Annotated in this window: 22 protein-coding genes; 11 read left to right on the top strand and 11 right to left on the bottom strand. The window is 54.5% G+C overall.

Annotated features, from left to right (window positions below):
- Positions 1-5: 5 nt before the first annotated feature.
- Positions 6-992 carry an LLM class flavin-dependent oxidoreductase gene (locus IV433_RS02695; protein ID WP_195812546.1) on the bottom strand — a complete coding sequence of 329 codons (987 nt, stop codon included), beginning with the start codon at positions 990-992 and terminating at the stop codon, positions 6-8.
- Between the two features lie 240 nt (positions 993-1,232).
- Here IV433_RS02695 and IV433_RS02690 point away from each other — a divergent pair, with 240 nt between their 5' ends.
- From IV433_RS02690 to IV433_RS02670, 5 genes are all read left to right on the top strand, one after another.
- Complete coding sequence (locus IV433_RS02690) at positions 1,233-2,417, top strand: M20 peptidase aminoacylase family protein (protein ID WP_195812547.1); 1,185 nt, start codon at positions 1,233-1,235, stop codon at positions 2,415-2,417.
- A gap of 201 nt (positions 2,418-2,618) precedes the next feature.
- Positions 2,619-3,542, top strand: coding sequence for an ABC transporter substrate-binding protein (locus IV433_RS02685; RefSeq protein ID WP_195812951.1), 924 nt, complete (start codon positions 2,619-2,621; stop codon positions 3,540-3,542).
- Between the two features lie 17 nt (positions 3,543-3,559).
- Positions 3,560-4,063: a GNAT family N-acetyltransferase gene (locus IV433_RS02680; RefSeq protein ID WP_152325958.1), complete on the top strand. Its 504-nt coding sequence runs from the start codon at positions 3,560-3,562 to the stop codon at positions 4,061-4,063.
- Between the two features lie 24 nt (positions 4,064-4,087).
- On the top strand, positions 4,088-5,002 hold the full coding sequence (locus IV433_RS02675; RefSeq protein WP_195812548.1) for an amino acid ABC transporter permease: 915 nt from the start codon (positions 4,088-4,090) through the stop codon (positions 5,000-5,002).
- Between the two features lie 14 nt (positions 5,003-5,016).
- Positions 5,017-5,862, top strand: coding sequence for an amino acid ABC transporter ATP-binding protein (locus IV433_RS02670; RefSeq protein ID WP_229893161.1), 846 nt, complete (start codon positions 5,017-5,019; stop codon positions 5,860-5,862).
- Positions 5,863-6,760: 898 nt separating this feature from the next.
- Here IV433_RS02670 and kdgT read toward each other — a convergent pair.
- Positions 6,761-7,759 carry a 2-keto-3-deoxygluconate transporter gene (gene kdgT, locus IV433_RS02665; protein WP_195812549.1) on the bottom strand — a complete coding sequence of 333 codons (999 nt, stop codon included), beginning with the start codon at positions 7,757-7,759 and terminating at the stop codon, positions 6,761-6,763.
- Between the two features lie 248 nt (positions 7,760-8,007).
- On the bottom strand, positions 8,008-8,673 hold the full coding sequence (fsa, locus tag IV433_RS02660) for a fructose-6-phosphate aldolase (protein ID WP_195812550.1): 666 nt from the start codon (positions 8,671-8,673) through the stop codon (positions 8,008-8,010).
- A gap of 141 nt (positions 8,674-8,814) precedes the next feature.
- Between fsa and IV433_RS02655 the strand changes: the two genes are divergently transcribed.
- The 3 genes from IV433_RS02655 to IV433_RS02645 all read left to right on the top strand — a co-directional run bounded on the left by IV433_RS02655 (position 8,815) and on the right by IV433_RS02645 (position 12,959).
- The gene (locus IV433_RS02655; protein WP_195812551.1) at positions 8,815-9,714 is read left to right on the top strand and encodes a glycyl-radical enzyme activating protein; all 900 of its coding nucleotides are present in this window, start codon (positions 8,815-8,817) and stop codon (positions 9,712-9,714) included.
- 5 nt (positions 9,715-9,719) lie between these two features.
- The gene (locus tag IV433_RS02650) at positions 9,720-12,152 is read left to right on the top strand and encodes a formate C-acetyltransferase/glycerol dehydratase family glycyl radical enzyme (protein WP_195812552.1); all 2,433 of its coding nucleotides are present in this window, start codon (positions 9,720-9,722) and stop codon (positions 12,150-12,152) included.
- Between the two features lie 63 nt (positions 12,153-12,215).
- Positions 12,216-12,959, top strand: coding sequence for a DeoR/GlpR family DNA-binding transcription regulator (locus tag IV433_RS02645; protein ID WP_195812553.1), 744 nt, complete (start codon positions 12,216-12,218; stop codon positions 12,957-12,959).
- Positions 12,960-12,992: 33 nt separating this feature from the next.
- Here the strand turns inward: IV433_RS02645 and araD are convergent, their stop codons facing one another.
- On the bottom strand, positions 12,993-13,688 hold the full coding sequence (gene araD, locus IV433_RS02640; RefSeq protein ID WP_195812554.1) for an L-ribulose-5-phosphate 4-epimerase: 696 nt from the start codon (positions 13,686-13,688) through the stop codon (positions 12,993-12,995).
- Between the two features lie 403 nt (positions 13,689-14,091).
- Between araD and osmB the strand changes: the two genes are divergently transcribed.
- Entirely contained in the window at positions 14,092-14,310 is a 219-nt protein-coding gene (osmB, locus tag IV433_RS02635; RefSeq protein ID WP_056780657.1) for an osmotically-inducible lipoprotein OsmB, read from the top strand.
- A 56-nt stretch (positions 14,311-14,366) separates the two neighbouring features.
- Here osmB and yciH read toward each other — a convergent pair whose 3' ends face one another.
- A complete protein-coding gene (gene yciH, locus IV433_RS02630; protein WP_195812555.1) occupies positions 14,367-14,696 on the bottom strand; it encodes a stress response translation initiation inhibitor YciH in 330 nt (109 codons plus the stop codon).
- Between the two features lie 12 nt (positions 14,697-14,708).
- Entirely contained in the window at positions 14,709-15,437 is a 729-nt protein-coding gene (gene pyrF, locus IV433_RS02625) for an orotidine-5'-phosphate decarboxylase (protein WP_195812556.1), read from the bottom strand.
- A gap of 190 nt (positions 15,438-15,627) precedes the next feature.
- On the opposite strand from pyrF, the gene IV433_RS02620 reads away from it, so the two are divergent.
- Positions 15,628-15,915, top strand: coding sequence for an Arc family DNA-binding protein (locus IV433_RS02620; RefSeq protein WP_195812557.1), 288 nt, complete (start codon positions 15,628-15,630; stop codon positions 15,913-15,915).
- A 148-nt stretch (positions 15,916-16,063) separates the two neighbouring features.
- Here the strand turns inward: IV433_RS02620 and lapB are convergent, their stop codons facing one another.
- The 3 genes from lapB to pgpB all read right to left on the bottom strand — a co-directional run bounded on the left by lapB (position 16,064) and on the right by pgpB (position 18,561).
- Positions 16,064-17,233, bottom strand: a complete 1,170-nt coding sequence (gene lapB, locus IV433_RS02615; RefSeq protein WP_195812558.1) for a lipopolysaccharide assembly protein LapB — start codon at positions 17,231-17,233, stop codon at positions 16,064-16,066.
- A gap of 6 nt (positions 17,234-17,239) precedes the next feature.
- Entirely contained in the window at positions 17,240-17,551 is a 312-nt protein-coding gene (locus tag IV433_RS02610) for a LapA family protein (RefSeq protein ID WP_152326349.1), read from the bottom strand.
- A gap of 248 nt (positions 17,552-17,799) precedes the next feature.
- Positions 17,800-18,561: a phosphatidylglycerophosphatase B gene (gene pgpB / locus IV433_RS02605; protein ID WP_195812559.1), complete on the bottom strand. Its 762-nt coding sequence runs from the start codon at positions 18,559-18,561 to the stop codon at positions 17,800-17,802.
- A 289-nt stretch (positions 18,562-18,850) separates the two neighbouring features.
- Here pgpB and ribA point away from each other — a divergent pair, with 289 nt between their 5' ends.
- Positions 18,851-19,441 (top strand): GTP cyclohydrolase II, encoded by a 591-nt coding sequence (ribA, locus tag IV433_RS02600; protein ID WP_101076876.1) that lies wholly within the window; start codon positions 18,851-18,853, stop codon positions 19,439-19,441.
- A 77-nt stretch (positions 19,442-19,518) separates the two neighbouring features.
- Here ribA and acnA read toward each other — a convergent pair whose 3' ends face one another.
- Positions 19,519-22,194, bottom strand: coding sequence for an aconitate hydratase AcnA (gene acnA / locus IV433_RS02595; protein WP_195812560.1), 2,676 nt, complete (start codon positions 22,192-22,194; stop codon positions 19,519-19,521).
- Positions 22,195-22,392: 198 nt separating this feature from the next.
- Positions 22,393-23,367: an HTH-type transcriptional regulator CysB gene (gene cysB / locus IV433_RS02590; protein WP_152325944.1), complete on the bottom strand. Its 975-nt coding sequence runs from the start codon at positions 23,365-23,367 to the stop codon at positions 22,393-22,395.
- Positions 23,368-23,695 lie beyond the last annotated feature (328 nt).

The following is a 23,695-nucleotide window of genomic DNA, read 5'->3' as shown; positions in this document are numbered from 1 at the left end:
TCTCCTTACAGCTGGCCAGCCAGCAATTCGATGGACTTCAGACGCACGGCGGCATCTGTAAGCGGGGTATGAATGACGAATTCGTTAACGCACAGACGGCGCTGAATGTCGCGCAGCTGTTCATGAATGTCGGCGGGCGTGCCGTGCAGCACGCTGATCTGCTGCTGTTCGATGCGGTATTGCGTCGCCCCAGCCTGCCGGACGAACGCTTCGGCCTGTTCGCGGGTGCCGACGGTCACATGTTTATCGCCGACGGTGACGCGGAAATTATGTTGCTCTGCCACCAGCGCGGCGGCTTGTTCCCGCGTTTCAGCGGCCAGTACCGCAAGGCTGACCAGCGCCTGCCCCTGTCCGGCGGAATATTCGTGATACGCCAGCACCGATTCGGTCATCACTTCTGCGGACGTGTTGATGAAACCGGCGAAGACAAAATTCCAGCCCAGCGACGCCGCCAGACGGGCGCTTTCTTTGCTGGCACCCAGCAGGAAACGCTGCGGCGCAACCGGCGGCTGCGGCAATGCGCGGGCTTCAACACCGGCCAGATTGTCGTCGAGATGAGTCAGATAATGCGTCAGTTGCTGTAACTGCGCAGGGAAACCGGGTGCGGAATCTGCCGGACCATGGCCCCGCAGCGCTTTGGTTGAAAGCGGTAAACCACCGGGCGCTTTGCCGATGCCGATATCCACGCGATCGGGCGCGAGTGCGGAAAGCAGATGGAAATTCTCAGCCACTTTGTACGGGCTGTAATGTTGCAGCATGACGCCGCCGGAGCCGATCCGCAGTGTCGATGTCTGGGCCAGCAGCCAGGCAATCAGCACTTCCGGCGAGCTGCCTGCCAGCTTTTCTGTGTCGTGATGTTCAGAAACCCACAGGCGGTGATAACCGAGTTTTTCTGCCGTTTTCGCAAACGTCAGCGTCGCCTCCAGTGCCTGTTCCGCACGTTGTCCTTCATTTATCGGGCTTTGGTCTAATAAGCTCAGTCGGTAATTCACTCGGGGTATTCCTTTTATCCACAGGTTTCAATTCATGAAAAAAGTCAGTTCATGTTAAAAAGAGTTCCACGAAGTGAGGTCAAAGCTAAATAATTAAATTGCGCATCGATAGCCATTATTTTGCTATGCGCCCTGAGAAGAAAACTGCTTATAAAATATAGCCACAGAGTCTTTAGCGAAAAGGAGTTTCCTGTCTACGATGAAATGACTGCAACCACACCTTATAAAAGGCTACGAATAATGAGCATTTCACTTGCCAATGAAGAGCGCACCGGGACAGTGTCCGGTTCATCCTTATTAGAAAGCAAACTCATCGCCCATCGTCGTGAATTACATCAGAACCCTGAATTATCGAATCAGGAATTTGCGACCACGCAAAGAATTACCGGCTGGCTGAATGCGGCCGGAGTACGGATTTTGGATCTCGGGCTGAAAACCGGCGTTGTAGCTGAAATCGGCCCGCCGGATGGCCCGCTGGTGGCGCTGCGCGGTGATATTGATGCGCTGCCGATTGAAGAAGCGTCCGGCGTACCTTTCAGCTCGCAACATCCCGGCGTGATGCACGCCTGCGGCCACGATTTTCACACGTCCGTGATTCTGGGCGCTGCGTATTTACTGAAAGCCCGTGAAGACCAGCTTCCGGGTCGCGTGCGTCTGTTTTTCCAGCCTGCGGAAGAGCGGTTTGGCGGCGCATCGCAGCTGATTAAAGCCGGTGCGCTGGAAAACGTTGATGTCATTTTCGGCCTGCACAATGCGCCAGAACTGCCGGTCGGCACCTTCTCCACCAAAGGCGGCGCGTTCTATGCCAACGTTGACCGGTTCAGTATCACGATCACCGGCAAAGGCGCACACGCCGCGCATCCCGAGGAAGGCGTCGACAGTATTGTCACGGCCAGCCACATCATTTCGGCGCTGCAAACCGTGGTCAGCCGCAACGTCAGCGCGCAGGAAGCGGCGGTGGTCAGCGTCACGCGCATTGAAGGCGGCAATACCTGGAACGTGCTGCCGCAAACCGTCGAACTCGAAGGCACCGTCCGCACACATAACGACGCTGTCCGCGAACAGATCCCGGAACGTATCCGTCAGGTGATTTCTGGCGTCGCTACGGCACTGGGTGCGAAAGCCGAACTACACTGGTTTGGCGGGCCACCGGCGGTGGTGAATACGCCACGCTGGGCGGATTTCAGCCTGGAAGCTGCGGCTGAATTTGGCTATAAAACGGAAGTCGCGACGGCGCAGATGGGCGGCGAAGATTTTGCTTTTTATCTGCATCACGTCCCCGGCGCGTTCGTCAGCATCGGTTCCGCCAGTGAATTTGGTTTGCATCACCCGCAATTTAATCCTGACGAATCCGCTATTTATCCTGCAGCCGCATATTTCCAGCAGCTGGCTGAAAAAGCCCTGCGGGAATTAACCGAAAAATAACCCTCTTTAATTTCATTCCTGTTGAAATGCCCGGTAATCCGGGCGTTTTACGTGGTTACTTCTGAAAGCGCTTTATTTCCAATTTATCTCTTTCATTATTTAATTTTGTTGTTTTACATCCCTGTAACACTCGGGAATAGTGAAATTGTCGTCTCACTGTCATCACCACATACAATAAGAATGCAGGGTATAAAAATAATGATGAAACACAGCCTTAAATTAACCACCATCGCCGCTTTATTAAGTCTTTCTGCACTGGCACAGGCCGCACCGGGCATCGATCTGATTGCGAATGAAAAACCCATTAACGCGCCGAAAAGCCCGGAAGCTGTGGCCAAAATCCCGGCTAACTTTAAGTTTGTTGAACCCGGCACGCTGACAGTGGCGCTCGCCGTGCTGGGCAGCGCCCCGCCGTTCGGCCTGTATGCCCGCGATAATAAGACCGTGATCGGCAGTGAAGCGGATATCGCCCGTCTGGTCGCCGACGGTTTGGGCCTGAAACTGAAAGTGGTTCCGGCTTCCTGGGAAGACTGGCCGCTGGGCGTGACCTCCGGGAAATACGACGCCGCCATCTACAACATTACCGTCACCAAAGACCGCAAAACCAAGTTCGATTTCGCCACCTATCGCGAAGATACGCTGGGCTTCTACGTGAAATCCGACAGCAAAATCACCTCGATTCAGTCCGCGCCGGATATCGCCGGGAAACGCATTATTGTCGGCTCCGGCACCAATCAGGAAGCCGTGTTGCTGGCGTGGGATAAAGAGAATCAGGCCAAAGGCTTACCGGCGCTGAAACCACAGTACGTCACTGATGACGCCGCCGCGACGCTGGCGATTCAGTCTGGCCGCGCCGATGCGACCTTCGGGCCGAACGTCACCGGAGCCTACAAAGCGCTGTTAACCGGCAAAACCAAACTGGTCGGCACCGTACCGGGCGGCTGGCCGAAAACCGCGAACATTGCCGTGACGCTGAAAAAAGGCAACGGCCTGGTGGACGCAGTTCAGGCATCCCTTAACAGCGCCATCGCCAACGGCACTTATTTGCAGGTGCTTAACCGCTGGGGTGAAAGCGTTGAGAAAATCGATCACTCCGAAATTAACCCGCCAGGACTGGGCGACTGAGTAAAGAGGATTGCATCATGAGCGATGACGTTTTTATCCAGACCGTGCCGGAAGACCCGCTGATTGCGCCGTTCATTCAGGGGCTGTTCGGTGAATATCGCGAGCGCTACGGCGAGTATTTCTCCAGCCAGCCGCCGGAAGATGACAGCGTATTTTCCAAACCGGACGGCACGTTTATTGTGCTGCTGAGAGACGGAGCGCCCATTGCGATGGGCGCGTACAAACGCTACGACGAGAAAACCGCAGAGCTGAAACGCATCTGGACACACCGCTCACTGCGTCGTCAGGGGCTGGCGCAAAAGGTTTTACTTGAGCTGGAACGTCGCGCCGCCGCTTACGGGTATCAGCAGGTTTTCCTCACCACCGGTTTCCGCCAGCCGGAAGCGGTCGGGCTCTATTTGTCCCACGGTTATCAGCCTTTATTTGACACGCGTCTCGACCCGGATGTCTATTCCCGCCCGCCGTACGACGGTCGTCTGCCGTTTACCAAGGCGCTGACCGCTGACGTCCCTGTCACCTGAAATTGCCAGAAGAAAGAGAACACCATGAGCGAAAACGCCCCGACTTCCGTGAATCATCCGCCGCTGAAAGTAGTCCCGGCACGCTATCCGTGGCGGGTGGCTGGCGCGATATTTTCAGTTTTTATCCTGCTGGGCATTGTTGAGTCCATCGCCACCAACGCCCGCTGGGAATGGGGCGTTTTTCGCCAGTGGTTTTTTGACCCGGTCATTCTTTCCGGGCTTGGGAAAACGCTGCTGCTGACCTTACTGGGTACGCTTTTTGGCATTATTTTAGGAACGGCGCTGGCCCTCGCGCGCCTGTCAAAATCCTATCTGATGAATGCGCTGGCCTGGGGATATATCTGGCTGTTCCGGTCCCTGCCGCTGTTGCTGGTGTTGATCATCCTCTACAACTTTTCGTATCTCTACGACAACCTGTCGCTCGGCATTCCGTTTACGTCCATTTCCTTTTTCAGCACGCCTACCGTGAATTTGCTGGATCAGTTTTCGGTCGCGGTTCTGGGGCTTTCGCTGGTGCAATCGGCCTATACCGCAGAAATTATCCGTGGCGGGATTTTAGGCGTCGAACACGGCCAGCACGAAGCCGCCGCCGCGCTCGGTTTACCGGCCTACCGCCGGACGTTCCGCATCATTTTGCCTCAGGCGCTGCGCTCGATTCTGCCGACCGGTTTTAACGAAGTGATCAGTCTGGCGAAAGGCACATCGATTGTTTACGTGCTTTCCATGCCGGAGCTGTTTTACACCGTGCAGGTGATTTACAACCGCACGCAGCAGGTGATCCCGCTGCTGATGGTGGCGACCGTGTGGTATCTGCTGATCACCACCGTGCTGTCGGTGCTGCAATATTACGTCGAGCGTTATTTCTCGCGCGGCACCGTGCGCCAGGTTGCGCCCACGCCGTTGCAGCGTCTGCGCCAGTGGCGTGTCGCCCGTTCATAATTCTGGAGAAATTTATGTCTGAAGCCTTTGATTTATTCGTAAAACCGCCTCATGACGCATCCGTTGAACGGTTGTTTCCGCGCCAGCCACAGGCCGCCACCGTCGGGCGCATCGAGATCAATAACCTGAGCAAATACTACGGCGCGCATAAAGCGCTGGATAACGTCAGCCTGAGCATCGAACCCGGCACGGTAACGGTGATCCTTGGCCCGTCCGGCTCGGGGAAATCTACCCTGCTGCGTACCATCAATCACCTGGAGCGCGTCGATGAAGGATTTATCCAGATTGACGGCGATTACATCGGTTACCGCCGCAAAGGCGACACGCTGTACGAGCTGAAAGAACGCGCAATCCTCAAACAGCGTACCCACGTCGGCTACGTTTTCCAGAATTTCAATTTGTTCCCGCACATGACGGTGCTGGACAACATCATCGAAGCGCCCGTGGTTCACGGTTTGCTGAACCGTAAACAGGCCATCGCCCGTGCTTATGAGCTGCTGGATACCGTGGGTTTACGCGAAAAAGCCCACGCCTGGCCGCGCCATCTTTCCGGCGGCCAGCAACAGCGCATCGCCATCGCCCGCGCCTTAGCGCTCAATCCGAAAGTGATGTTGTTCGACGAACCCACCTCCGCACTCGACCCGGAACTGGTCGGCGAAGTGCTGGACGTCATCAAAAAACTGGCGCAGTCCGGTGTGACGCTGGTGGTGGTAACGCACGAAATCGGTTTTGCGCGGCAGGTCGCCGATCAGGTGGTGTTTATGGTGGATGGCGCTGTTGTCGAGAGCGGGAGTGCAACGCAGGTGCTGGACAGACCGGTGCATAAGCGGACAAAAGCCTTCCTGGAGAAGGTGCTTTAAGATTGGCAAATTTTGGATTTTCTCACTTGCCGTGAGGGGCAAGACATTGGGGTTGCCATCCAAACTGGCTCTAAGGTCAAGGTCAAGTTCAAAACCTTGGGTTGCCACCCAAACTGGCTCTGAGGTCAAGTTCAAAACCTTGGGTTGCCACCCAAACTGGCTTCAAGGAGCGCCTGTCGCCGCGCCCCTTGAAAATCCCGGGCTCTTTCACTGCGCGCTATCGCTCGCTGGCTATGTTTCAGCGGCACCGGCTATTGCCGCGAAAACTTGCCGCTGCGCGGTTCCCTCACTCGGTTTCGAGCCACAGGTCTCGAAACACTTCGCTCAGCAAGCTTTCTAAAAGCGGCCAATGGCTTTTTCACCCTATTACAGTGGTTTGGTTTGCTCCTCCCCCTGCGAAGGGGGAGGTTGGGAGGGGGTTTAGCAGACCACTGAGCGGCTACAACCCACACCCCATCCCGGCCTTCCCCTCGTGAGAGGGGAAGGTGCAGACCAAAATTAGTGAGGTTGTGAACTAAAAAGCCTCTGGCCGCTTTCAAAAATCACGCTGAAAGGAGAGGTGGAAAACCGCGTATTTTTTTCGCGCGGTTTGTAATCCGACTGGAAGGAACCGCGCAGCGGCGGAATTTTGCGGCACTAACCGGAGTTGCTGAAACAGTGCCAGCGAGCGATAGCGCGCAGTAAAAAAGACGCGGAGATTCAAAAGAGGGCTCGTCATAGCCCTCTTTTGTCGGTTTCGGCGCAGGGAGTTAAGTGATCACAGTTATTGAGAAACCGAAACTTTCCCGGTCATCTTAATGTTTTGCCGCCCTTGCAGCGGCATCTGCAATCAAACCAAAATCCCTACATTTCTAAATGTATGACTGGCGTGATTGAACACCGCCTCGTGTTCAGACAGCTACTTCACACTCGCCATCGGCGGATCCATCGCCACTTTGCCTTTCACGGCTTTATTCTTCACTCTCCGCGACCACATCGCAGTCAAAATCGGCACCAGTATTGAGGTGACTATCACTGACGTGGCGACCAGCGCCGTGGCGGCCGGGGCGACGGGTTTGAACTGTGGAACCATTTCGGCAATCAGTACCGGCGTGGCAACCGCGGCACCGGCGGAACTGGAGGCGGCAATCCCTGCTGTGCCGTCACCGCCACCGATGAATTTATCGGCCAGAATCAGCGGAATACCGGTGAGGATAATCACTGAAACGCCCAGCATCACACCCAGCAAACCGGTTTGTGCGATAACGCTCAGGTTGATGGTGTTACCCAGTGCAAATGCGAAGAACGGGATCAGCGTCTGAACGGCTTTACTGAAGAATTCGCGTAATTCCGGGTCAAGATTCCCCAGACCAAATCCAATCAGGAATGGCAGGACGGCGCCGACGAAAACGTGCGGTTCAAACGAGGCAATGCCCGCCGTACCGAGGATGATCATGGTCATCAGCGGGCCGGATTCCAGAGACATCAGCACGAAGGCGCCCGCCTCTTCTTTTGTACCGTATTGCTGCATGACCGAGGCGTACAACCCCCCGTTGGTCATGTCCATGGACGCGACCAGCGCCAGTACGGATAGCCCGGCGAAGAAGCCAAACTCGACGCCGTTTTCCGGCATAAAGCGCGACGCCACTGCCGCGACAATCCAGGCGACGGCAATTTTTGTGACCACCAGCGTGCCGGATTTACGCAGAACCGTCCCGGTGGCGCTCAGTTTGATCGACGCCCCCATACAGAAGAACCAGACGGCCAGAATCGGCACCGTACCGGTGATCAGACCGTTGGTGAAGGAGCCAAAATACTTACCGGAATCAGGCGCAAAGGTATGACACAGCGCACCGATGAAGAGAGGCACTAACATCATCCCGCCAGGGATTTTTTCTATCGCTCGTTTAATGTGCATTATTTTTCACCTGATTTAAAAGTAACGGACTTCCGAATGCCGCTACGTTATCCATTTCTCAGGGCTATAAAAGTGATGCAACTCATAAATTGAAACGTTGTTTCTATTTTTTAGATCGGTAGTTTTAATAAATATTTCCGTCAATATTTAATTTCCGAGCGAAATCACAAATTCGGATTTTTCTACGGCACAAAAACAAAAAAACCCGCAGCAGTTGCCTGTGCGGGTTTCTGAAATGCCGGGAATTTTTAGCTTATAGATGTCGTGCCGAAAGCCTGCTGCCAGTCGGCGTCAAACTTTTGTACCGCCGCCTGAACCGCTGGCGTGCCGAGAAGTTGTTCAGCAACATCCACCGGTAACGTAACCGACTGACAGCCCGCCAGCAGGCAATCCACCGCCTGACGCGGCGTTCTGAAACTGGCCGCCAGCACTTTTGAGTGCGGCGCGTGCAGGCTCAGCAGCGTCTGTAATTCTCTGACCATCGCAATGCCGTCACCGCCCTGCGCGTCCAGACGGTTCACGTAAGGTGCCACGTATTCAGCACCCGCCAGCGCGGATAAGAGCCCCTGACCTGCGCCGTAAACAGCCGTGCCGAGCGTTGGAATATTCATGCTTCTTAAAGCTTTAATCGCCGCCAGCCCTTCCGCCGTGACGGGGATTTTCACCACTAAACCGGGCACCCGCTGCGACAGTAGCAGGGCTTCGGCGATCATCTGTTCTGCATCCGCTGCCATCACCTGGGCAAATAATTTCCCGGTTCCGCCGAGGGCATCACGCAGTGCAGGCAACACTTCCCAGAGGGATTTTCCTTCTTTCGCCACAATGCTCGGGTTCGTCGTGACCCCCTGCAACGGCAAAATGCGCGAAAGACGTTTCACCGCAACAACATCGGCAGTATCGAGATACAGCTCCATAACTTTCTCCTTAAACCTGTGAGCGAATGCAAAGTATCGAAGAGTGTACCCCTGCAAGCGGCGGGTTTATTGATCGTCATCAAAATGACTTTCGAATGAAAGCATGTAAATTACGAAAGAAGAAAATAAGGGAGCGCCGCGATGATTTTTAATGTGCAACGTTATTCCACCCATGACGGGCCGGGGATCCGCACGGTTGTTTTTCTCAAGGGCTGCTCACTGAGTTGCACCTGGTGCCAGAACCCGGAAAGCCGTTCAGAGAAACCCGACGTGCTGTTTGATTCGCGGCTGTGTACCGCCGGTTGTCAGCATTGTGCGCAGGCATTTCCCAAAGCGGTGACCGCCGAAAATGGCGGGATCAGCCTGTGTCGCGAGGCGTTCTCTGCACAAGATTTATGTCAGATGGAACAGGTTTGCCCTTCCGGTGCGCTGAGCGTTTGCGGCGAAGACGCAGATATGGAGAGCCTGATGCAGCAAATCCTGCGCGATAAGCCGTTTTATCAGCGCACCGGCGGCGGCGTTACGCTTTCCGGCGGCGAGCCTTTTATGCAACCACAGACGGCGCTGAATCTGCTGCAACGCTGTCACCACGAGGGTTTGCATACGGCGGCGGAAAGCTGTCTGCACGTTCCCTGGAAATATATCGAGCCTTCTCTCGGCGCGCTGGATTTGCTGCTGGCCGACCTGAAGCACGTCGCCGACGCGCCGTTCAGACGCCTGACCGGCGGCTCAGCAAAACGCGTGATGGACAATTTCCGCCGTCTGGCGACTGCCGGTCAGAAGCTGATTGTCCGCGTGCCGCTGATCCCTGATTTTAACGCCGACCGGGCGTCCATCCGCCAGATTGTGGATTTCGCCGCAGCGGAAACCGGTTGTGAAGCCATCCACTTTTTGCCTTATCACACGCTGGGCATCAATAAATATGTCCTGCTCGGCGAACCCTATCTGGCCCCGCGCCAGCCATTAAATGACCCGGATCTGCTGACGTTTGCCGAAGAGTACGCCGCCGGAAAAGGTCTTTGTGCCCAGTTAAGAGGATAAAAATAATGACGACATTGAATCTGAATACCCTCTCCGCCCGCATCCGCGCCCATAAAGACGCGCTGATCCACATCGTAAAACCGCCGGTGTGTACCGAACGCGCGCAGCATTACACGCAGATTTATCAGCAACATGCGGATAAGCCGCTGGCCGTCCGCCGCGCGCTGGCACTGGCTGAACATCTCCAGAAACGGACTGTCTGGATCAAACATGACGAACTGATCGTCGGGAATCAGGCCAGCGAAGTACGTGCCGCGCCGATTTTCCCGGAATACACCGTCGGCTGGATTGAAAACGAAATTGATGCGCTGGCCGACCGGCCGGGAGCCGGTTTCGCGGTGAGTGAAAAGAATAAGAATGTCCTGCACGAGATTTGCCCGTGGTGGCGCGGACAGACGGTGCAGGATCGCTGCTACGGTATGTTTACCGATGAGCAGAAGGCGCTGCTCGACAGCGGCATCGTAAAAGCCGAAGGCAATATGACGTCCGGCGATGCCCATCTGGCGGTGAATTTCCCGCTGCTGCTCGAGCTGGGGCTGGACGGACTGCGCCATAAAGTCGATGAACGCCGCAGCCGCATTAATCTTACTGACTGGGAAGATTTGCATAAAGAACAACTGCTGAAAGCCATTGATATCACGCTGGCCGCCGTCAGCGATCATATCGTTCGCTTTGGCGATCTGGCGCAGGAAATGGCCGCCGCTGAGCCGCGCGAGAGCCGTCGCGATGAGCTGCTGGCGATTGCCGCAAACTGTCACGCGATCGCCCATCAGCCGCCTTCCAGCTTCTGGCAGGCGTTGCAGCTGTGCTATTTCATCCAGCTGATTTTGCAGATCGAATCCAACGGGCATTCCGTTTCGTTTGGCCGTATGGACCAGTATCTTTACCCGTTCTACCGCCGTGACGTCGAACTTGAGCAAACGCTGGAGCGCGGTCGCGCCATTGAGTTGCTGCAAAGCTGCTGGCTGAAATTGCTGGAAGTGAACAAAATCCGCTCCGGCACGCACTCCAAAGCGTCGGCGGGTAGCCCGTTGTATCAGAACGTCACCATCGGCGGCCAGAAACTGCATCACGGCGTGGCGTCCGACGCGGTTAATCCGCTCTCCTACGCCATTCTTGAATCGTGCGGCCAGCTGCGTTCCACACAGCCAAACCTCAGCGTGCGTTATCACGCGGGCATGAGCAGCGATTTTCTGGATGCCTGCGTGCAGGTGATCCGCTGCGGTTTCGGGATGCCCGCGTTTAACAACGATGAAATCGTGATCCCTGAATTCATCAAACTCGGCGTTGAGAAAGAAGATGCCTACGATTACGCCGCCATCGGCTGCATCGAAACCGCCGTCGGCGGAAAATGGGGCTACCGCTGCACCGGCATGAGCTTCATCAACTTTGCCCGCGTTATGCTGGCTGCGCTCGAACAGGGGCATGACGCCAAAAGCCAGTCGCAATTTCTGCCGCAGGAACGCGGGCTGTCTCAGGACAACTTTGAAAACTTTGAGCAGGTTTTCGCGCAGTGGGATGAGCAAATTCGCTACTACACGCGTAAATCGATTGAAATCGAATGCGTCGTCGATACCGTTCTGGAAGAAAACGCGCAGGATATTTTGTGTTCCGCGCTGGTCGATGACTGTATCGAGCGCGGCAAGACCATCAAACAAGGCGGCGCGAAATACGACTGGGTTTCCGGCTTGCAGGTCGGGATTGCCAATCTCGGCAACAGTCTGGCGGCGGTCAAAAAACTGGTCTTCGAACAGGGTTCTGTCGGCCAGCAGGAACTGGCGGCTGCGCTGGCTTCTGACTACGACGGGCTGGACGGCGAGCGCTTACGCCAGCGGCTGATTAACGGCGCGGATAAGTACGGCAACGACCATGACGGCGTGGATAATCTTCTGGTACGCGCCTACCAGTGCTACATCGACGAGCTGTCGAATTATCACAATACGCGTTTCGGGCGCGGCCCGATTGGCGGAACATACTATGCCGGGACCTCGTCAATTTCCGCTAACGTGCCATTTGGCGCGGCGACCACGGCGACACCTGACGGACGTAAAGCGTTCACCCCGCTGGCCGAAGGCGCAAGCCCGGCTTCCGGCACAGACCATCTGGGGCCAACGGCGGTATTTAATTCGCTGGGGAAATTACCGACGGAAGCGATCCTCGGCGGCGTACTGCTGAATCAGAAACTCAATCCGGCATCGCTTGAAAATGAAGCCGACCGCCAGACGCTGATGCTGATGTTACGGACGTTCTTTGAGGATCATAAAGGCTGGCACGTGCAGTACAATATTGTGTCCCGCGAGACGTTGCTGAAAGCGCGCGAGGAACCGCAAAACTACCGGGATCTGGTGGTGCGCGTGGCCGGTTATTCGGCATTCTTCACCGCTTTATCGCCGGAAGCGCAAGATGATATTATCGCGCGAACGGAACATACGTTGTAATCTTCGAAACAGAATTCACTTCAGCTGACGGGCAGCCTGCGCTGCCCGTATTTTTGGGCACTTATGAACGACAGACAGCAAGTCATTTTGCAATGGGTAAACGATAAACAGCGGATCAGCGTGAGTGAGCTGTCGCAGATTTGTCAGGTTTCAGAAGTGACGATCCGTCACGATCTCAATCAGCTTGAGCAACGCCATTATCTGCGCCGCGCACACGGTTTTGCCGTCGCAATCCAGACCGATGACGTCGATACCCGAATGATGTCGAACTTCGCACAGAAGCAAAAACTGGCAAAATTCGCGGCATCATTAATCCGGGATGGCGAAACGGTATTTTTCGAAAGCGGCAGCAGCATTGCCCTGCTGGCGCAATATCTGGCGGATAAAAAGAATCTCACGGTGATTACCGTCAGCAGTTATGTGGCGTCGTTACTGAAAAGTATGCCGTGTGACGTGGTGCTGCTCGGCGGAATGTACCAGAAGACCAGCCAGACGGTGGTCGGCCCGCTGACAAGATTGTGTTTGCAGCAGATGAATTTCAGCAAAGCCTTTATCGGGATTGACGGATTTACTGACACCACCGGTTTTACCGGCCGTGACATGTTGCGTGCCGACGTGGTGAACACGGTCGTGGCGAAAGGCGCGGAAAATATCGTGCTGACAGATTCTTCGAAATTCGGCCAGATCAATCTCAATCCGCTCGGCCCGGTCAGCGCTTTCAGTCATGTCATTACTGACGAAGCCCTGCCGGAAACGTTCCGCCAGCAACTGACCCACTTAGGCATAAAAGTCAGCCTCGTCGGCTGACTTCTTCATGTGATTTTCCAGGTACGGCGCGGATTACTGCCCGTAGTAAGCATTCTTGCCGTGCTTACGCAGATAATGTTTATCCAGAAGTTGTGGCTGCATATCCGGCAGCTGCGGCGTTAACTGGCGGGAGAAAATGCCCATATAGGCGATTTCTTCCAGCACCACCGCGTTGTGTACGGCGTTATCGGCATCTTTCCCCCAGGCAAAAGGCCCGTGCGAATGCACCAGCACCGCCGGAATATCTGCCGGGTCGAGGTGACGTTCCGCGAACGTTTTAACGATCACTTCGCCGGTTTCCCACTCGTAGCGACCGGCGATTTCTGCTTCGGTCATTAAGCGCGTGCACGGAATATTGCCGTAGAAATAATCCGCATGCGTGGTACCCCAGGCCGGAATATCAATCCCGGCCTGCGCCCAGATGGTCGCATGGCGGGAATGGGTATGCACAATGCCGCCCGCCTGCAGGAAGTTAAGGTAGAGCACGCGGTGCGTGTCGGTATCCGAAGACGGTTTCTTGCTGCCTTCCACGATTTTCCCGGTTTCCAGCTCCACTACCACCATGTCTTCGACGCCCATATGATCGTATTCCACGCCCGACGGCTTGATGACGACCAGCCCCTGCTGGCGGTCCACGGCGCTGACATTTCCCCATGTAAAGGTCACCAGATTATGGCGCGGCAGTGCCAGGTTGGCCTCCAGTACCTGCTCTTTCAGTTGTTTAAGCATCTCGGTTTCCTCATCTGTCGATGCTTTATTGTCTGGTCGGCGGGCGGGTGCCGGTATGGGGCAAATCGCTAAAGAGTGCGTAAGGTTCTGCTGCAAACGCGAAAGTGCCTGTTTGTGCCACATTCAGGGCACGCAGGCGCAATGCTTTAGTTAATTGTGTGGTGAGAGTGCGGCTTGATGGTGAATTAAGATTATTCACCTAGTGAATAGATACTAATTTCACTATTTTTAGTTAACGGATGCAAAAGTGCGTCCGGATGAGTCGAATTATGAATAAAGGTTAGGAACAGCTCAAAAAATCATAAGTTGTGTGAAGGATCACCCGGTGAAATACAGTGAGAACGCTGCAAGTTACCTATACTTATCGATGATGCTGAACGTTAATCCTTTGAGGAAGATAACTATGATGCTCGTAAATAAACGCGTTGCCAGTATTGCACTGGTTCTGACTCTTGCGATGTCTGTTACCGCGTGTGGTAACTGGTCTAAACGTGACCGTAACACGGCGATTGGTGCCGGTGCCGGTGCACTTGGTGGTGCGGTTCTGACTGACGGAAGTACTTTAGGTACGTTAGGCGGCGCAGCAGTAGGTGGTATTGTGGGTCATCAGGTCAGTAAATAAGAATAGATAAAAACAGTAAGACGCTGCGCTCATCAATGGCGCAGCATCTTGTTTTATCAGCCACCCGCCAGTTTGACTTTCATCCCTTTGGCTTCCAGCAGCTGTTTCAGCAAATCACGTTTATCGCCCTGAATTTCAATGACGCCGTCTTTCACCGCGCCGCCGCAACCGCATTTCTTCTTCAGTTCGGCTGCCAGTTTTTCCAGCGCAGCATCATCGACATCGACGCCAGTAATAAGACAAACGCCTTTCCCTTTGCGGCCGCTGGTCTGACGCGCAATGCGAACAATGCCGTCACCTTTCGGACGCGACACAACGGCTTTCGGTTCGTCGATTCTGCCGGTGTCGGTGGAATACACTAACCGGCTGTTGTTGTCATTACTCATAAATTCTCCTGCTTATCGCAGTGATGCACGGATATCACGCAGCGTCTGCGCCGGATCGGCGGACTGCGTAATCGGACGGCCAATCACCATGTAATCCACACCCGCCGCGAGCGCTTCCTGCGGGGTCATCACGCGGCGCTGATCGTCGGCTTTGCTGCCTGCCGGGCGGATCCCCGGCGTGACCAGTTTGAACTCCTGCCCCAGCGCCGATTTAAAGCGCGTGGCTTCCTGCGCGGAACATACAACGCCGTCCAGCCCGCAGTCACGGGTCAGTCGCGCCAGACGTTCGGCGTAATCTGCCGGAGATAACGTGATGCCCAGATCCGCCAGATCGCAGCCTTCCATGCTGGTCAGCACGGTGACGGCAATCAGTAACGGCGCGTCTTTACCAAACGGCAGCAACGCTTCTTTTGCTGCGGTCATCATCCGCGCACCGCCGCTGGCATGCACATTGACCATCCACACGCCCAGCTCCGCCGCAGCGGCAACCGCATGCGCCGTGGTGTTCGGGATGTCATGGAATTTCAGATCCAGAAAGACGTCAAAACCGCGAGTCTGCAAATCTTTCACCATCTGCGGGCCGAAATGCGTGAACATCTCTTTTCCAATTTTCAGACGGCAATCACGGGGATCGATTTTATCTGCAAAAGCCAGCGCGGCAGATTTATCGGCATAGTCGAGAGCGACAACAATAGGTGAGGAATTTAAGTCGTTGTTGTTAATGCTATTTTCTGACGTCATATCTTCAGCCTCTTGTGTTTTTTCATTTCAGGAAGGGAAAGCCTGTTTTCTGCCGCCCGCATTTTACATGGCAAAAGGCTGAATTCACAGCTACACATAATGTGACAGTTTTATTAAATTTTTGTGATGCACTAGACGCCGACACAACGCTGGCATAGCTTGTAACTTTACTCTAAGGAAAGGCTGAAAAATGAGTGAGATAACAACCCTGACCGTCAAAATTCCGGTTGAATTGAAGGAACTGATCAAGAACGCCGCCGCTGAGGCTGAGCATTCTTTAAGTGCGGAAGTGGCAGCACGTCTGGAAGAGAGCTTTAATCCGGCGGCACCTAAGGGGAAAAAGGCGGCGAAAGCCACCGAGCATGAGATTGATAATCAGCATCTTGCTGAAGATTCTGAACCGGCGCTGACGGCAAAAGAAATTAAGAAACTGCGTACGTTACTTAGCGCCCGTAAAACCACCGGTAAGAAGAAGTAATTTAAGCCTTTGTATCGCCGATTTTCCCTAAATAATTCGTGTTGCAGGAAGGCGGCAATTGAAGGAACCCGATGAGCTTACTTGAGTAAGTGATTCGGGTGACAGAAAGCAGCCAACGCACCTGCAGCGCGAAGTATGAAGGGAAAAATTATTGCCCGTCGAGACCACGTATAGGCTTGATCGTCGCCCAGCCGCGGCATGACGGACAATGCCAGTACAGCGAATGCGCGGTAAACCCGCATTTGTGGCAGCGGTATCGCGGTTTTGTGCGGATCTGCTCACCCACCATGTCCCGCAGTAAAACCAGACTCTCTTTCGCCCTGCCTTCTTCTGCATCGGCCAGATGGTAGTCCATCAGGTGATGGAAGACGCGCATGGTCGGATGACGTTGCAACTGGCGGTTGATGTAGTTCTGCGCCGTTTCACGCCCTTCTTCCTGCTGGATGATTTCCGCCAGCATCAGTTCTGCCGTCGCGCCGGTGTTTTCATCGACACAGCGTTTGAGGAACTCTGCCCAGCCCAGCGTATCTTTCAGGTTCTGGTAGCACTCCTGCAGCATCGGCAGCGCTTCGCTGACCAGTTCTTTGTCCTGCTCGAGCACACGCTGCAGCGCATCAACCGCTTTACGGTATTCGCCCTGCGCCAGGAAAATGCGCCCCTGCATGATAGACACGCGGGCACAAAGTTTATCTGCCGCCGCGGCTTTTTTCAGCAGGCCGGTGGCCTTATCGAAATCATCAGCAACCATCGCCAGCAGCGCCAGTTCACACCAGAAATGTGCGATTTCCTTGCGACGGTTTTCTTTGCCCAGCTTGACCAGACGCTCGGCCACATCGATAGCATTCTGCCAGTCGCTGGTCGCCTGATGGATGATCAGCAACTGTTCCAGCGCAAACAGCTGGTAGTCCTGCTCTTTCACCAGCTGATTAAACATGTCTTCCGCGCGGTCATAAAAACCGGCAGCCATGTAATCGCGCCCTAACTGCTGCACGGCAAGCAAACGCTGTTCGAAGGTCAGCGAAGCACTTTCCATCAGCGACTGGTGGATGCGGATGGCGCGATCGACTTCGCCACGGGAGCGGAACAGGTTCCCCAGAGTCAGGTGCGCTTCGACCGTACTGCTGTCCTCTTTCAACATCTCAAGGAACAGATCGACCGCTTTATCCTGCTGGTTGGAAAGCAGGAAGTTAACCCCTGCTACGTATTCACGCGACAGGCGGTTAGCATTTTCCTGTTTGTCCTGCTGAGAACTTCTGCGCCCCATGTACCAGCCATAGGCGGCCGCAACGGGCAACAACAGAAACAGCAGTTCTAACATAGAGGGTTATTCCTTGCTGACATCATAAGATGCTGCTGGCGGCGTAACGGCAGCCGCGGGTTCAATTTGTTGTTCAAGGCGTTTGATTTTCCGCTGCGCACGCCCGAGAGATAAACGGACACGCAGGTAAAACAAACCGCAGATGACCCAGCCGAGAATAAAACCGGTGGCAAAGAGCACGGCAAGTAGTGTGGAAACACGATAGTCACCCTGCGCCAGCAAATAATTGAAGGTCACAGTCTGATCGTTATGGGCACCCAGAGTGATAGAAATCACCACGATGACCAGCAAAAATAAAAAAATCAGCAGATATTTCACATTCATTCCTGTAATGCCGGATGTACCGGATGAATTATGCCAAAAACTCTCGTCCCGACCTAATAAGTTAGCATTTCCAAACAAAGCTGGGAAACATTGCGGAGGCTTTAAATGCAGGTTGTTGGAACTTCGTGCAACTTTTGCGGCGTGTCGCAAATATCGCTGCAATTTACGATATGGAAGAGATATGGGGACGGAAAGCGATGAATTAAAGGGGTTTTGTTAAACCCCTTTGAAATTGCCGGTGTTTATTCTCCGTCGCGTTGCGCGATTTCCTGATTTTCTGCCGGTGGCGGCGTCAGCGGCCCGATATAGCGTTCGGTCAGCCAGCAGGCCAGTGTCACCAGGATCCAGCTGATCCCTACGGACGCCATCAGGTCACGCGGCCAGTGCATCCCCAGCATCAGGCGGCTGCCCATCACCACAACCGCCCACACCATCAGGAAGGTGACCGTTTTGTAGTGTTTACGCCGCCACAGTAGCCCGATGCCCAGCAATGCCCAGGTCGCGGCGAACATAGTATGGCCGGAAGGAAATGCGTAGCCGGTGTCGTTTTGCCAGCTTTTGTTCAGCCAGTGCGGGATCTGAGCGTTATCGCCGAGGACGTCTCTGACCTGCTGGCTGCGCGCCTTGCGTTTCAGGCCGTAAAATTCCTCAACGTTCATCTGATGGTCAGTACCCAGCCAGGCCACATAAGGCCGTGGTTCGCGCACCTCCCCTTTGATGTAAGTCTTGGCTGACTGGCCGACCAGAAGCGCCACCGAAATCATTAGCACCAGCCCGATCGCCGCTTTGAGACGAAAGCGCAGACACCATAAAAACCATCCGCACAGAATTACCGTGGTTAAAATGCCCCAGGGCTGACTGACCGTTTCGGTAACCCAATACAGCGGAAGTAAAATTGACGGATTACCGCCCGGCGTCCATAACCAGCCACTGAGCCAAACCGCTGCGGGCATCAGTAATAAAAGAACCGCCCCGAATGCGGTGCGTCTGGCGATATCAAACATAGTCGTCCCTTCCGTCATTGATAAAAGAGTTGGAGTGTAGCAACGTTGTTACCGCTTCACATTCCCTAAGCGGGGATTGTTGAAGAAGCGGTTATAATTCATAAGTTATGAACTAATCGTTCAAATATTCGCGCTAAAAACTGCGCCAATCTGTGGCAAAATAACGCCCTGTCGTGATGGAAAGGCACCGATTCCCTATCCAGAGGCCGCATCTGAACGTAGGATGCGCATCAACAAGTAAAATACTCACTGTAAATGAAGACACTTTGTGGTTTTTTTGGAGCGTAAAATGCAGCTGAAACGGGTGGCAGAAGCCAATCTGCCAACACCTTGGGGCGATTTCCTGATGGTGGGTTTTGAAGAATTGGCCACCGGGCACGACCACCTGGCGTTAGTTTTTGGCGACATCAGCGGTGAAACACCGGTTCTCGCGCGTGTTCACTCGGAATGTCTGACCGGCGATGCCTTATTCAGCCTGCGCTGTGACTGTGGTTTTCAGCTCGAAGCCGCACTCAATCACATCGCCGAAGAAGGCCGTGGCATCCTGATGTATCACCGTCAGGAAGGCCGTAACATCGGTTTGCTCAACAAAATCCGCGCTTACGCTTTGCAGGACAAAGGCTACGACACCGTCGAAGCCAACCATCAGCTCGGTTTTGCGGCTGATGAACGCGACTTCACCCTGTGCGCAGATATGTTCAAGTTACTGGGCGTTGATTCTGTCCGCCTGCTGACCAACAACCCGAAAAAGGTCGAAATCCTGACTGAAGCCGGTATTAATATCACCGAGCGCGTGCCGCTGATCGTGGGCCGTAATCCGGAAAACGAACGTTACCTCTCGACCAAAGCGGCCAAAATGGGCCACCTGCTCGATAAGTAATTTTTTCAGGATATGACAGAAATATTAAGGGCACCTTAACGGTGCCCTTTTTCATGGATTTTCGGCAGATAACAAATTCAGAGCATTTTGCGGATCACGTAATGCAGAATGCCGCCGTTCTGGAAATACGTCAGCTCGTTGCCCGTATCAATACGGCAGCGCGCGTTCACCGTTTCCGTATGCCCGTCGGCAAAGGTGATGTGTACCGAGACGTCCTGCCCAGGCGTCAGGGTTTGCAAACCCCGGACGCTGATCTGCTCATCGCCGGTCAGTTTCAGCGTCTTGCGCGTCACGCCCTGCGGGAATTCCAGCGGTAAAATCCCCATGCCGATCAGGTTTGAGCGGTGAATACGTTCGAAGGATTCCGCAATCACCACGCGAACACCCAGCAAACGCGGCCCTTTCGCCGCCCAGTCACGGCTCGACCCGGAACCGTACTCTTTACCGGCAATCACTGCCGTTGGCACGCTTTCATGCTGATAGCGCATCGCCGCATCGTAAATCGCCAGCTGATCCTGCGACGGAATATGGCGGGTAAATCCGCCCTCCACGCCCGGCACCATTTCGTTTTTAATACGGATATTGGCGAACGTCCCGCGCATCATCACTTCATGGTTACCGCGCCGCGAACCGTAGGAGTTAAATGCCTTCGGCTCTACACCGTGCTGTTTCAGATACAACCCTGCCGGGCTTTCGGCTTTGATATTCCCGGCTGGCGAGATGTGGTCAGTGGTGACGGAGTCTGCCAGAATCGCCAGAATACGGGCATCGTTGATGTCTTCCAGCGCGTCCGGTTCCGCTTTCATGTCGCTGAAGAACGGCGGATGCCGGATGTAGGTCGAATCTTCCTGCCAGGTGTAGGTCGGCGTGCCTTCAACCTGAATTGCCTGCCAGCTGGCGTCACCGTTAAACACTTCCGCATATTCTTTATGGAACATGGCCGTGGTCACCTGCCCGACCGCATGAGCAATTTCTGCCGCAGACGGCCAGATATCTTTCAGATAAACCGGTTTGCCATCCGCATCTTCCCCCAGCGGATCGTGGGTCAGATTGACGTTCATATTCCCGGCCAGCGCGTACGCCACCACCAGCGGCGGGGACGCCAGCCAGTTGGTTTTGATCAGCGGATGAATGCGCCCTTCGAAGTTCCGGTTTCCGGAAAGCACCGCGCCAACGGTTAAATCCCCGGATTTAATGGCGGATTCAATCGGTTCCGGCAGCGGCCCGGAGTTACCGATACAGGTGGTACAGCCGTAGCCCACCAGATTGAAGCCGAGCTGTTCAAGATATGGCATCAGACCGGCAGCATTCAGATAATCGGTCACCACTTTGGAACCCGGCGCCAGCGAGGTTTTCACCCACGGTTTGCGGGTCAGCCCTTTTTCAGCAGCATTCTTCGCCAGCAAACCGGCCGCCATCAGCACGCTGGGGTTTGACGTATTGGTACAGGACGTAATGGCGGCAATCACCACCGCGCCGGTCGTGAGCGCGTAATGCTGCCCTTCCAGCGTGAAGGTTTCCTTGTCGCTGCGCCCCGGTTTACTGTTTCCCAGTTCCAGTTCAGTGGCTGCTTTAAACGCTTTCGGCACATCCGGCAGCGCCACGCGATCCTGCGGACGTTTCGGGCCAGCCAGACTCGGTTCAACGCTCCCCATATCCAGCGGCAGCGTACTGGTGAATACCGGCTCGTCGCCCGCATTGCGCCATAAACCCTGCGCCTGCGAATAAGCTTTGACCAGTTCAATCTGCTCGTCGCTGCGGCCGCTCAGTTTCATGTAGCCGAGCGTGACGTCATCCACCGGGAAGAACCCGCAGGTGGCCCCGAATTCCGGTGACATATTGGCGATCGTGGCGCGGTCGGCCAGCGGTAAATCCGCCAGCCCGTCGCCGTAGAATTCAACAAATTTGCCGACCACGCCGTGCTTACGCAGCATCTGCGTGACGGTTAACACCAGATCGGTTGCGGTGATGCCTTCGCGCAATTTGCCGGTCAGTTTGAAGCCAACCACATCGGGGATCAGCATGGAAACTGGCTGGCCTAACATCGCCGCTTCCGCTTCAATCCCGCCGCAGCCCCAGCCCAGGATCCCCAGACCGTTAATCATGGTGGTGTGCGAATCGGTGCCGACCAGCGTGTCCGGGTAGGCGACCGTTTTACCGTCCTGCTCTTCGTACCAGACGGTCTGCCCGAGATACTCCAGGTTAACCTGATGGCAAATCCCGGTGCCCGGCGGCACAACGCGGAAGCGGTTGAAGGCTTTCTGGCCCCAGCGGAGGAACTGATAGCGTTCGTTGTTGCGTTCCATTTCCAGCCGGACGTTTTCATCAAACGCTTCGTCATCACCAAATTCATCTACCGTCACCGAGTGGTCGATAACCAGATCGACAGGCGATAACGGGTTCACCTGGTCGACATTACCGCCGAGACGTTTTACCGCCTGCCGCATGGCGGCTAAATCCACCACCGCCGGCACACCGGTAAAATCCTGCATCAGGACGCGCGCAGGCCGGTAAGCAATTTCACGATCGGCGTGGCCGGTTTTCTGCCAGCCGACCAGTTCGCGCAAATCACTTTCCGTTACGGTGTCGCCATCCACGTGGCGCAGTAAATTTTCGAGTAAAACTTTGAGGGATTTTGGCAGGCGCTGGAGATCACCCAGCGTTTGGGCTGCGAGCGGCAGGCTGTAGTAATGAAACTCCTTGTTCTGGACTGCCAGTTTATCCAGACTTTTCTCACGAATATCGGACGACATAGCTTCTCCTTTTACTGCTCATTTCTCGCGCGTGCGTGGCTATTAGGGAATAACCCGCAAGCTTATAAGTGCATAGTTAAACATAACACAAAATTCAATTAACATTTTCATAACAACACGAAGTGTTCATCAGGCAAAAAAAATCCCGCGGCATCGTAAGACGTCGCGGGACGGAGATTTTCAGCAGCGCGTGACGGTTTATTTCACCGGCAACTTAATGTCTTTGAACATCTCTTCGATATCTTCATTCGAGCGCAGGGAAATGGCGGTGTCCACCACGTCGCGCGTCAGATGTGGCGCAAAACGCTGGATAAAATCGTACATGTAGCTGCGCAGGAAAGTGCTGCGACGGAAACCGATTTTAGTGGTGCTGTACGTGAAGATATCACGCGCATCGACCGTCACCAGATCCGGATCCTGAATCGGATCGACGGCCATGCTGGCGATAACGCCGACGCCTAAGCCAAGACGGACGTAGGTTTTGATCACGTCAGCATCGGTGGCGGTAAAGACGATACGCGGCGTCAGCCCGGCGCGGTTAAACGCGGTGTCCAGCTCAGAACGGCCTGTGAACCCGAAGGTGTAGGTGACAATCGGATACGCCGCTAACTCTTCGATGGTGACTTTATCTTTGCCCGCCAGCGGATGATCCGGCTGAACCACAACCGCACGGTTCCAGTGGTAGCAAGGTAGCATAATCAGGTCGTCGTAAAGATGCAGCGCTTCGGTGGCAATCGCGAAATCAGCATTACCTTTGGATACGGCCTCGGCGATTTGCGTTGGCGAACCCTGATGCATATGCAGTGAAACGCGCGGGTAGCGCTCGATGAAACCTTTAATGACGTTTGGCAGTGCGTAACGTGCCTGAGTGTGTGTCGTGGCGACGTACAGTGACCCTTTATCGGGATAGGTGTGCTCGCCCGCGACGGCTTTAATGGCGTCAACTTTCGACAGCACTTCGCGCGCGATGCGGATAATTTCCTGCCCGGCGGGCGTGACCTGCGTCAGATGTTTACCGCTGCGGGAGAAAATCTGGATACCCAGCTCATCTTCGAGCATGCGCACCTGCTTACTGATCCCTGGCTGCGACGTGTACAGGCCTTCTGCCGTCGAACTGACGTTCAGATTGTGATTAACAACCTCTACGATGTAGCGCAGTTGCTGCAATTTCATATCTCATACCACCCTGGTTTCAAACCCTGTCACCATCCCTGTTCACCCGCTGGCTGAACAGACTGGAAATGATTTTTATTGAATGCCCGAAGTCTGTATTGCGTCGTCTTATGTCACAGACGCATTAGCTTATTACAAATGTGAATAAAAACAAATTTTATATAACAATTATATCAAGAAATGACACATTGTATAGCCAGATAACATAAGGATTACAGCAGGCAGCACTGCCCTGAGAAGATATTCGCGAAGAACTTGTCGATGATAGATCTTAATGCAATAAAAAAACCAGCCCGAAGGACTGGTTTTTTACAATCGAATAACAATG

Source organism: Rahnella laticis, from assembly GCF_015644585.1.
Taxonomy (GTDB): domain Bacteria; phylum Pseudomonadota; class Gammaproteobacteria; order Enterobacterales; family Enterobacteriaceae; genus Rahnella; species Rahnella laticis.
The sequence above is the reverse complement of the archived record's forward strand: the minus strand, read 5'-3'. Positions and strand labels throughout refer to the sequence as shown.

What these genes read in the sequence shown, in the direction of transcription:
- kdgT (WP_195812549.1), bottom strand. Translation starts at nt 7,759, where the DNA reads ATGCACATTAAACGAGCGATAGAAAAAATCCCTGGCGGGATGATGTTA.
- osmB (WP_056780657.1), top strand. Translation starts at nt 14,092, where the DNA reads ATGATGCTCGTAAATAAACGCGTTGCCAGTATTGCACTGGTTCTGACT.
- IV433_RS02645 (WP_195812553.1), top strand. Translation starts at nt 12,216, where the DNA reads ATGAACGACAGACAGCAAGTCATTTTGCAATGGGTAAACGATAAACAG.
- fsa (WP_195812550.1), bottom strand. Translation starts at nt 8,673, where the DNA reads ATGGAGCTGTATCTCGATACTGCCGATGTTGTTGCGGTGAAACGTCTT.
- IV433_RS02620 (WP_195812557.1), top strand. Translation starts at nt 15,628, where the DNA reads ATGAGTGAGATAACAACCCTGACCGTCAAAATTCCGGTTGAATTGAAG.
- pyrF (WP_195812556.1), bottom strand. Translation starts at nt 15,437, where the DNA reads ATGACGTCAGAAAATAGCATTAACAACAACGACTTAAATTCCTCACCT.
- IV433_RS02670 (WP_229893161.1), top strand. Translation starts at nt 5,017, where the DNA reads ATGTCTGAAGCCTTTGATTTATTCGTAAAACCGCCTCATGACGCATCC.
- IV433_RS02650 (WP_195812552.1), top strand. Translation starts at nt 9,720, where the DNA reads ATGACGACATTGAATCTGAATACCCTCTCCGCCCGCATCCGCGCCCAT.
- lapB (WP_195812558.1), bottom strand. Translation starts at nt 17,233, where the DNA reads ATGTTAGAACTGCTGTTTCTGTTGTTGCCCGTTGCGGCCGCCTATGGC.
- cysB (WP_152325944.1), bottom strand. Translation starts at nt 23,367, where the DNA reads ATGAAATTGCAGCAACTGCGCTACATCGTAGAGGTTGTTAATCACAAT.
- IV433_RS02655 (WP_195812551.1), top strand. Translation starts at nt 8,815, where the DNA reads ATGATTTTTAATGTGCAACGTTATTCCACCCATGACGGGCCGGGGATC.
- IV433_RS02675 (WP_195812548.1), top strand. Translation starts at nt 4,088, where the DNA reads ATGAGCGAAAACGCCCCGACTTCCGTGAATCATCCGCCGCTGAAAGTA.
- araD (WP_195812554.1), bottom strand. Translation starts at nt 13,688, where the DNA reads ATGCTTAAACAACTGAAAGAGCAGGTACTGGAGGCCAACCTGGCACTG.
- IV433_RS02680 (WP_152325958.1), top strand. Translation starts at nt 3,560, where the DNA reads ATGAGCGATGACGTTTTTATCCAGACCGTGCCGGAAGACCCGCTGATT.
- pgpB (WP_195812559.1), bottom strand. Translation starts at nt 18,561, where the DNA reads ATGTTTGATATCGCCAGACGCACCGCATTCGGGGCGGTTCTTTTATTA.
- IV433_RS02685 (WP_195812951.1), top strand. Translation starts at nt 2,619, where the DNA reads ATGAAACACAGCCTTAAATTAACCACCATCGCCGCTTTATTAAGTCTT.
- yciH (WP_195812555.1), bottom strand. Translation starts at nt 14,696, where the DNA reads ATGAGTAATGACAACAACAGCCGGTTAGTGTATTCCACCGACACCGGC.
- acnA (WP_195812560.1), bottom strand. Translation starts at nt 22,194, where the DNA reads ATGTCGTCCGATATTCGTGAGAAAAGTCTGGATAAACTGGCAGTCCAG.
- ribA (WP_101076876.1), top strand. Translation starts at nt 18,851, where the DNA reads ATGCAGCTGAAACGGGTGGCAGAAGCCAATCTGCCAACACCTTGGGGC.
- IV433_RS02690 (WP_195812547.1), top strand. Translation starts at nt 1,233, where the DNA reads ATGAGCATTTCACTTGCCAATGAAGAGCGCACCGGGACAGTGTCCGGT.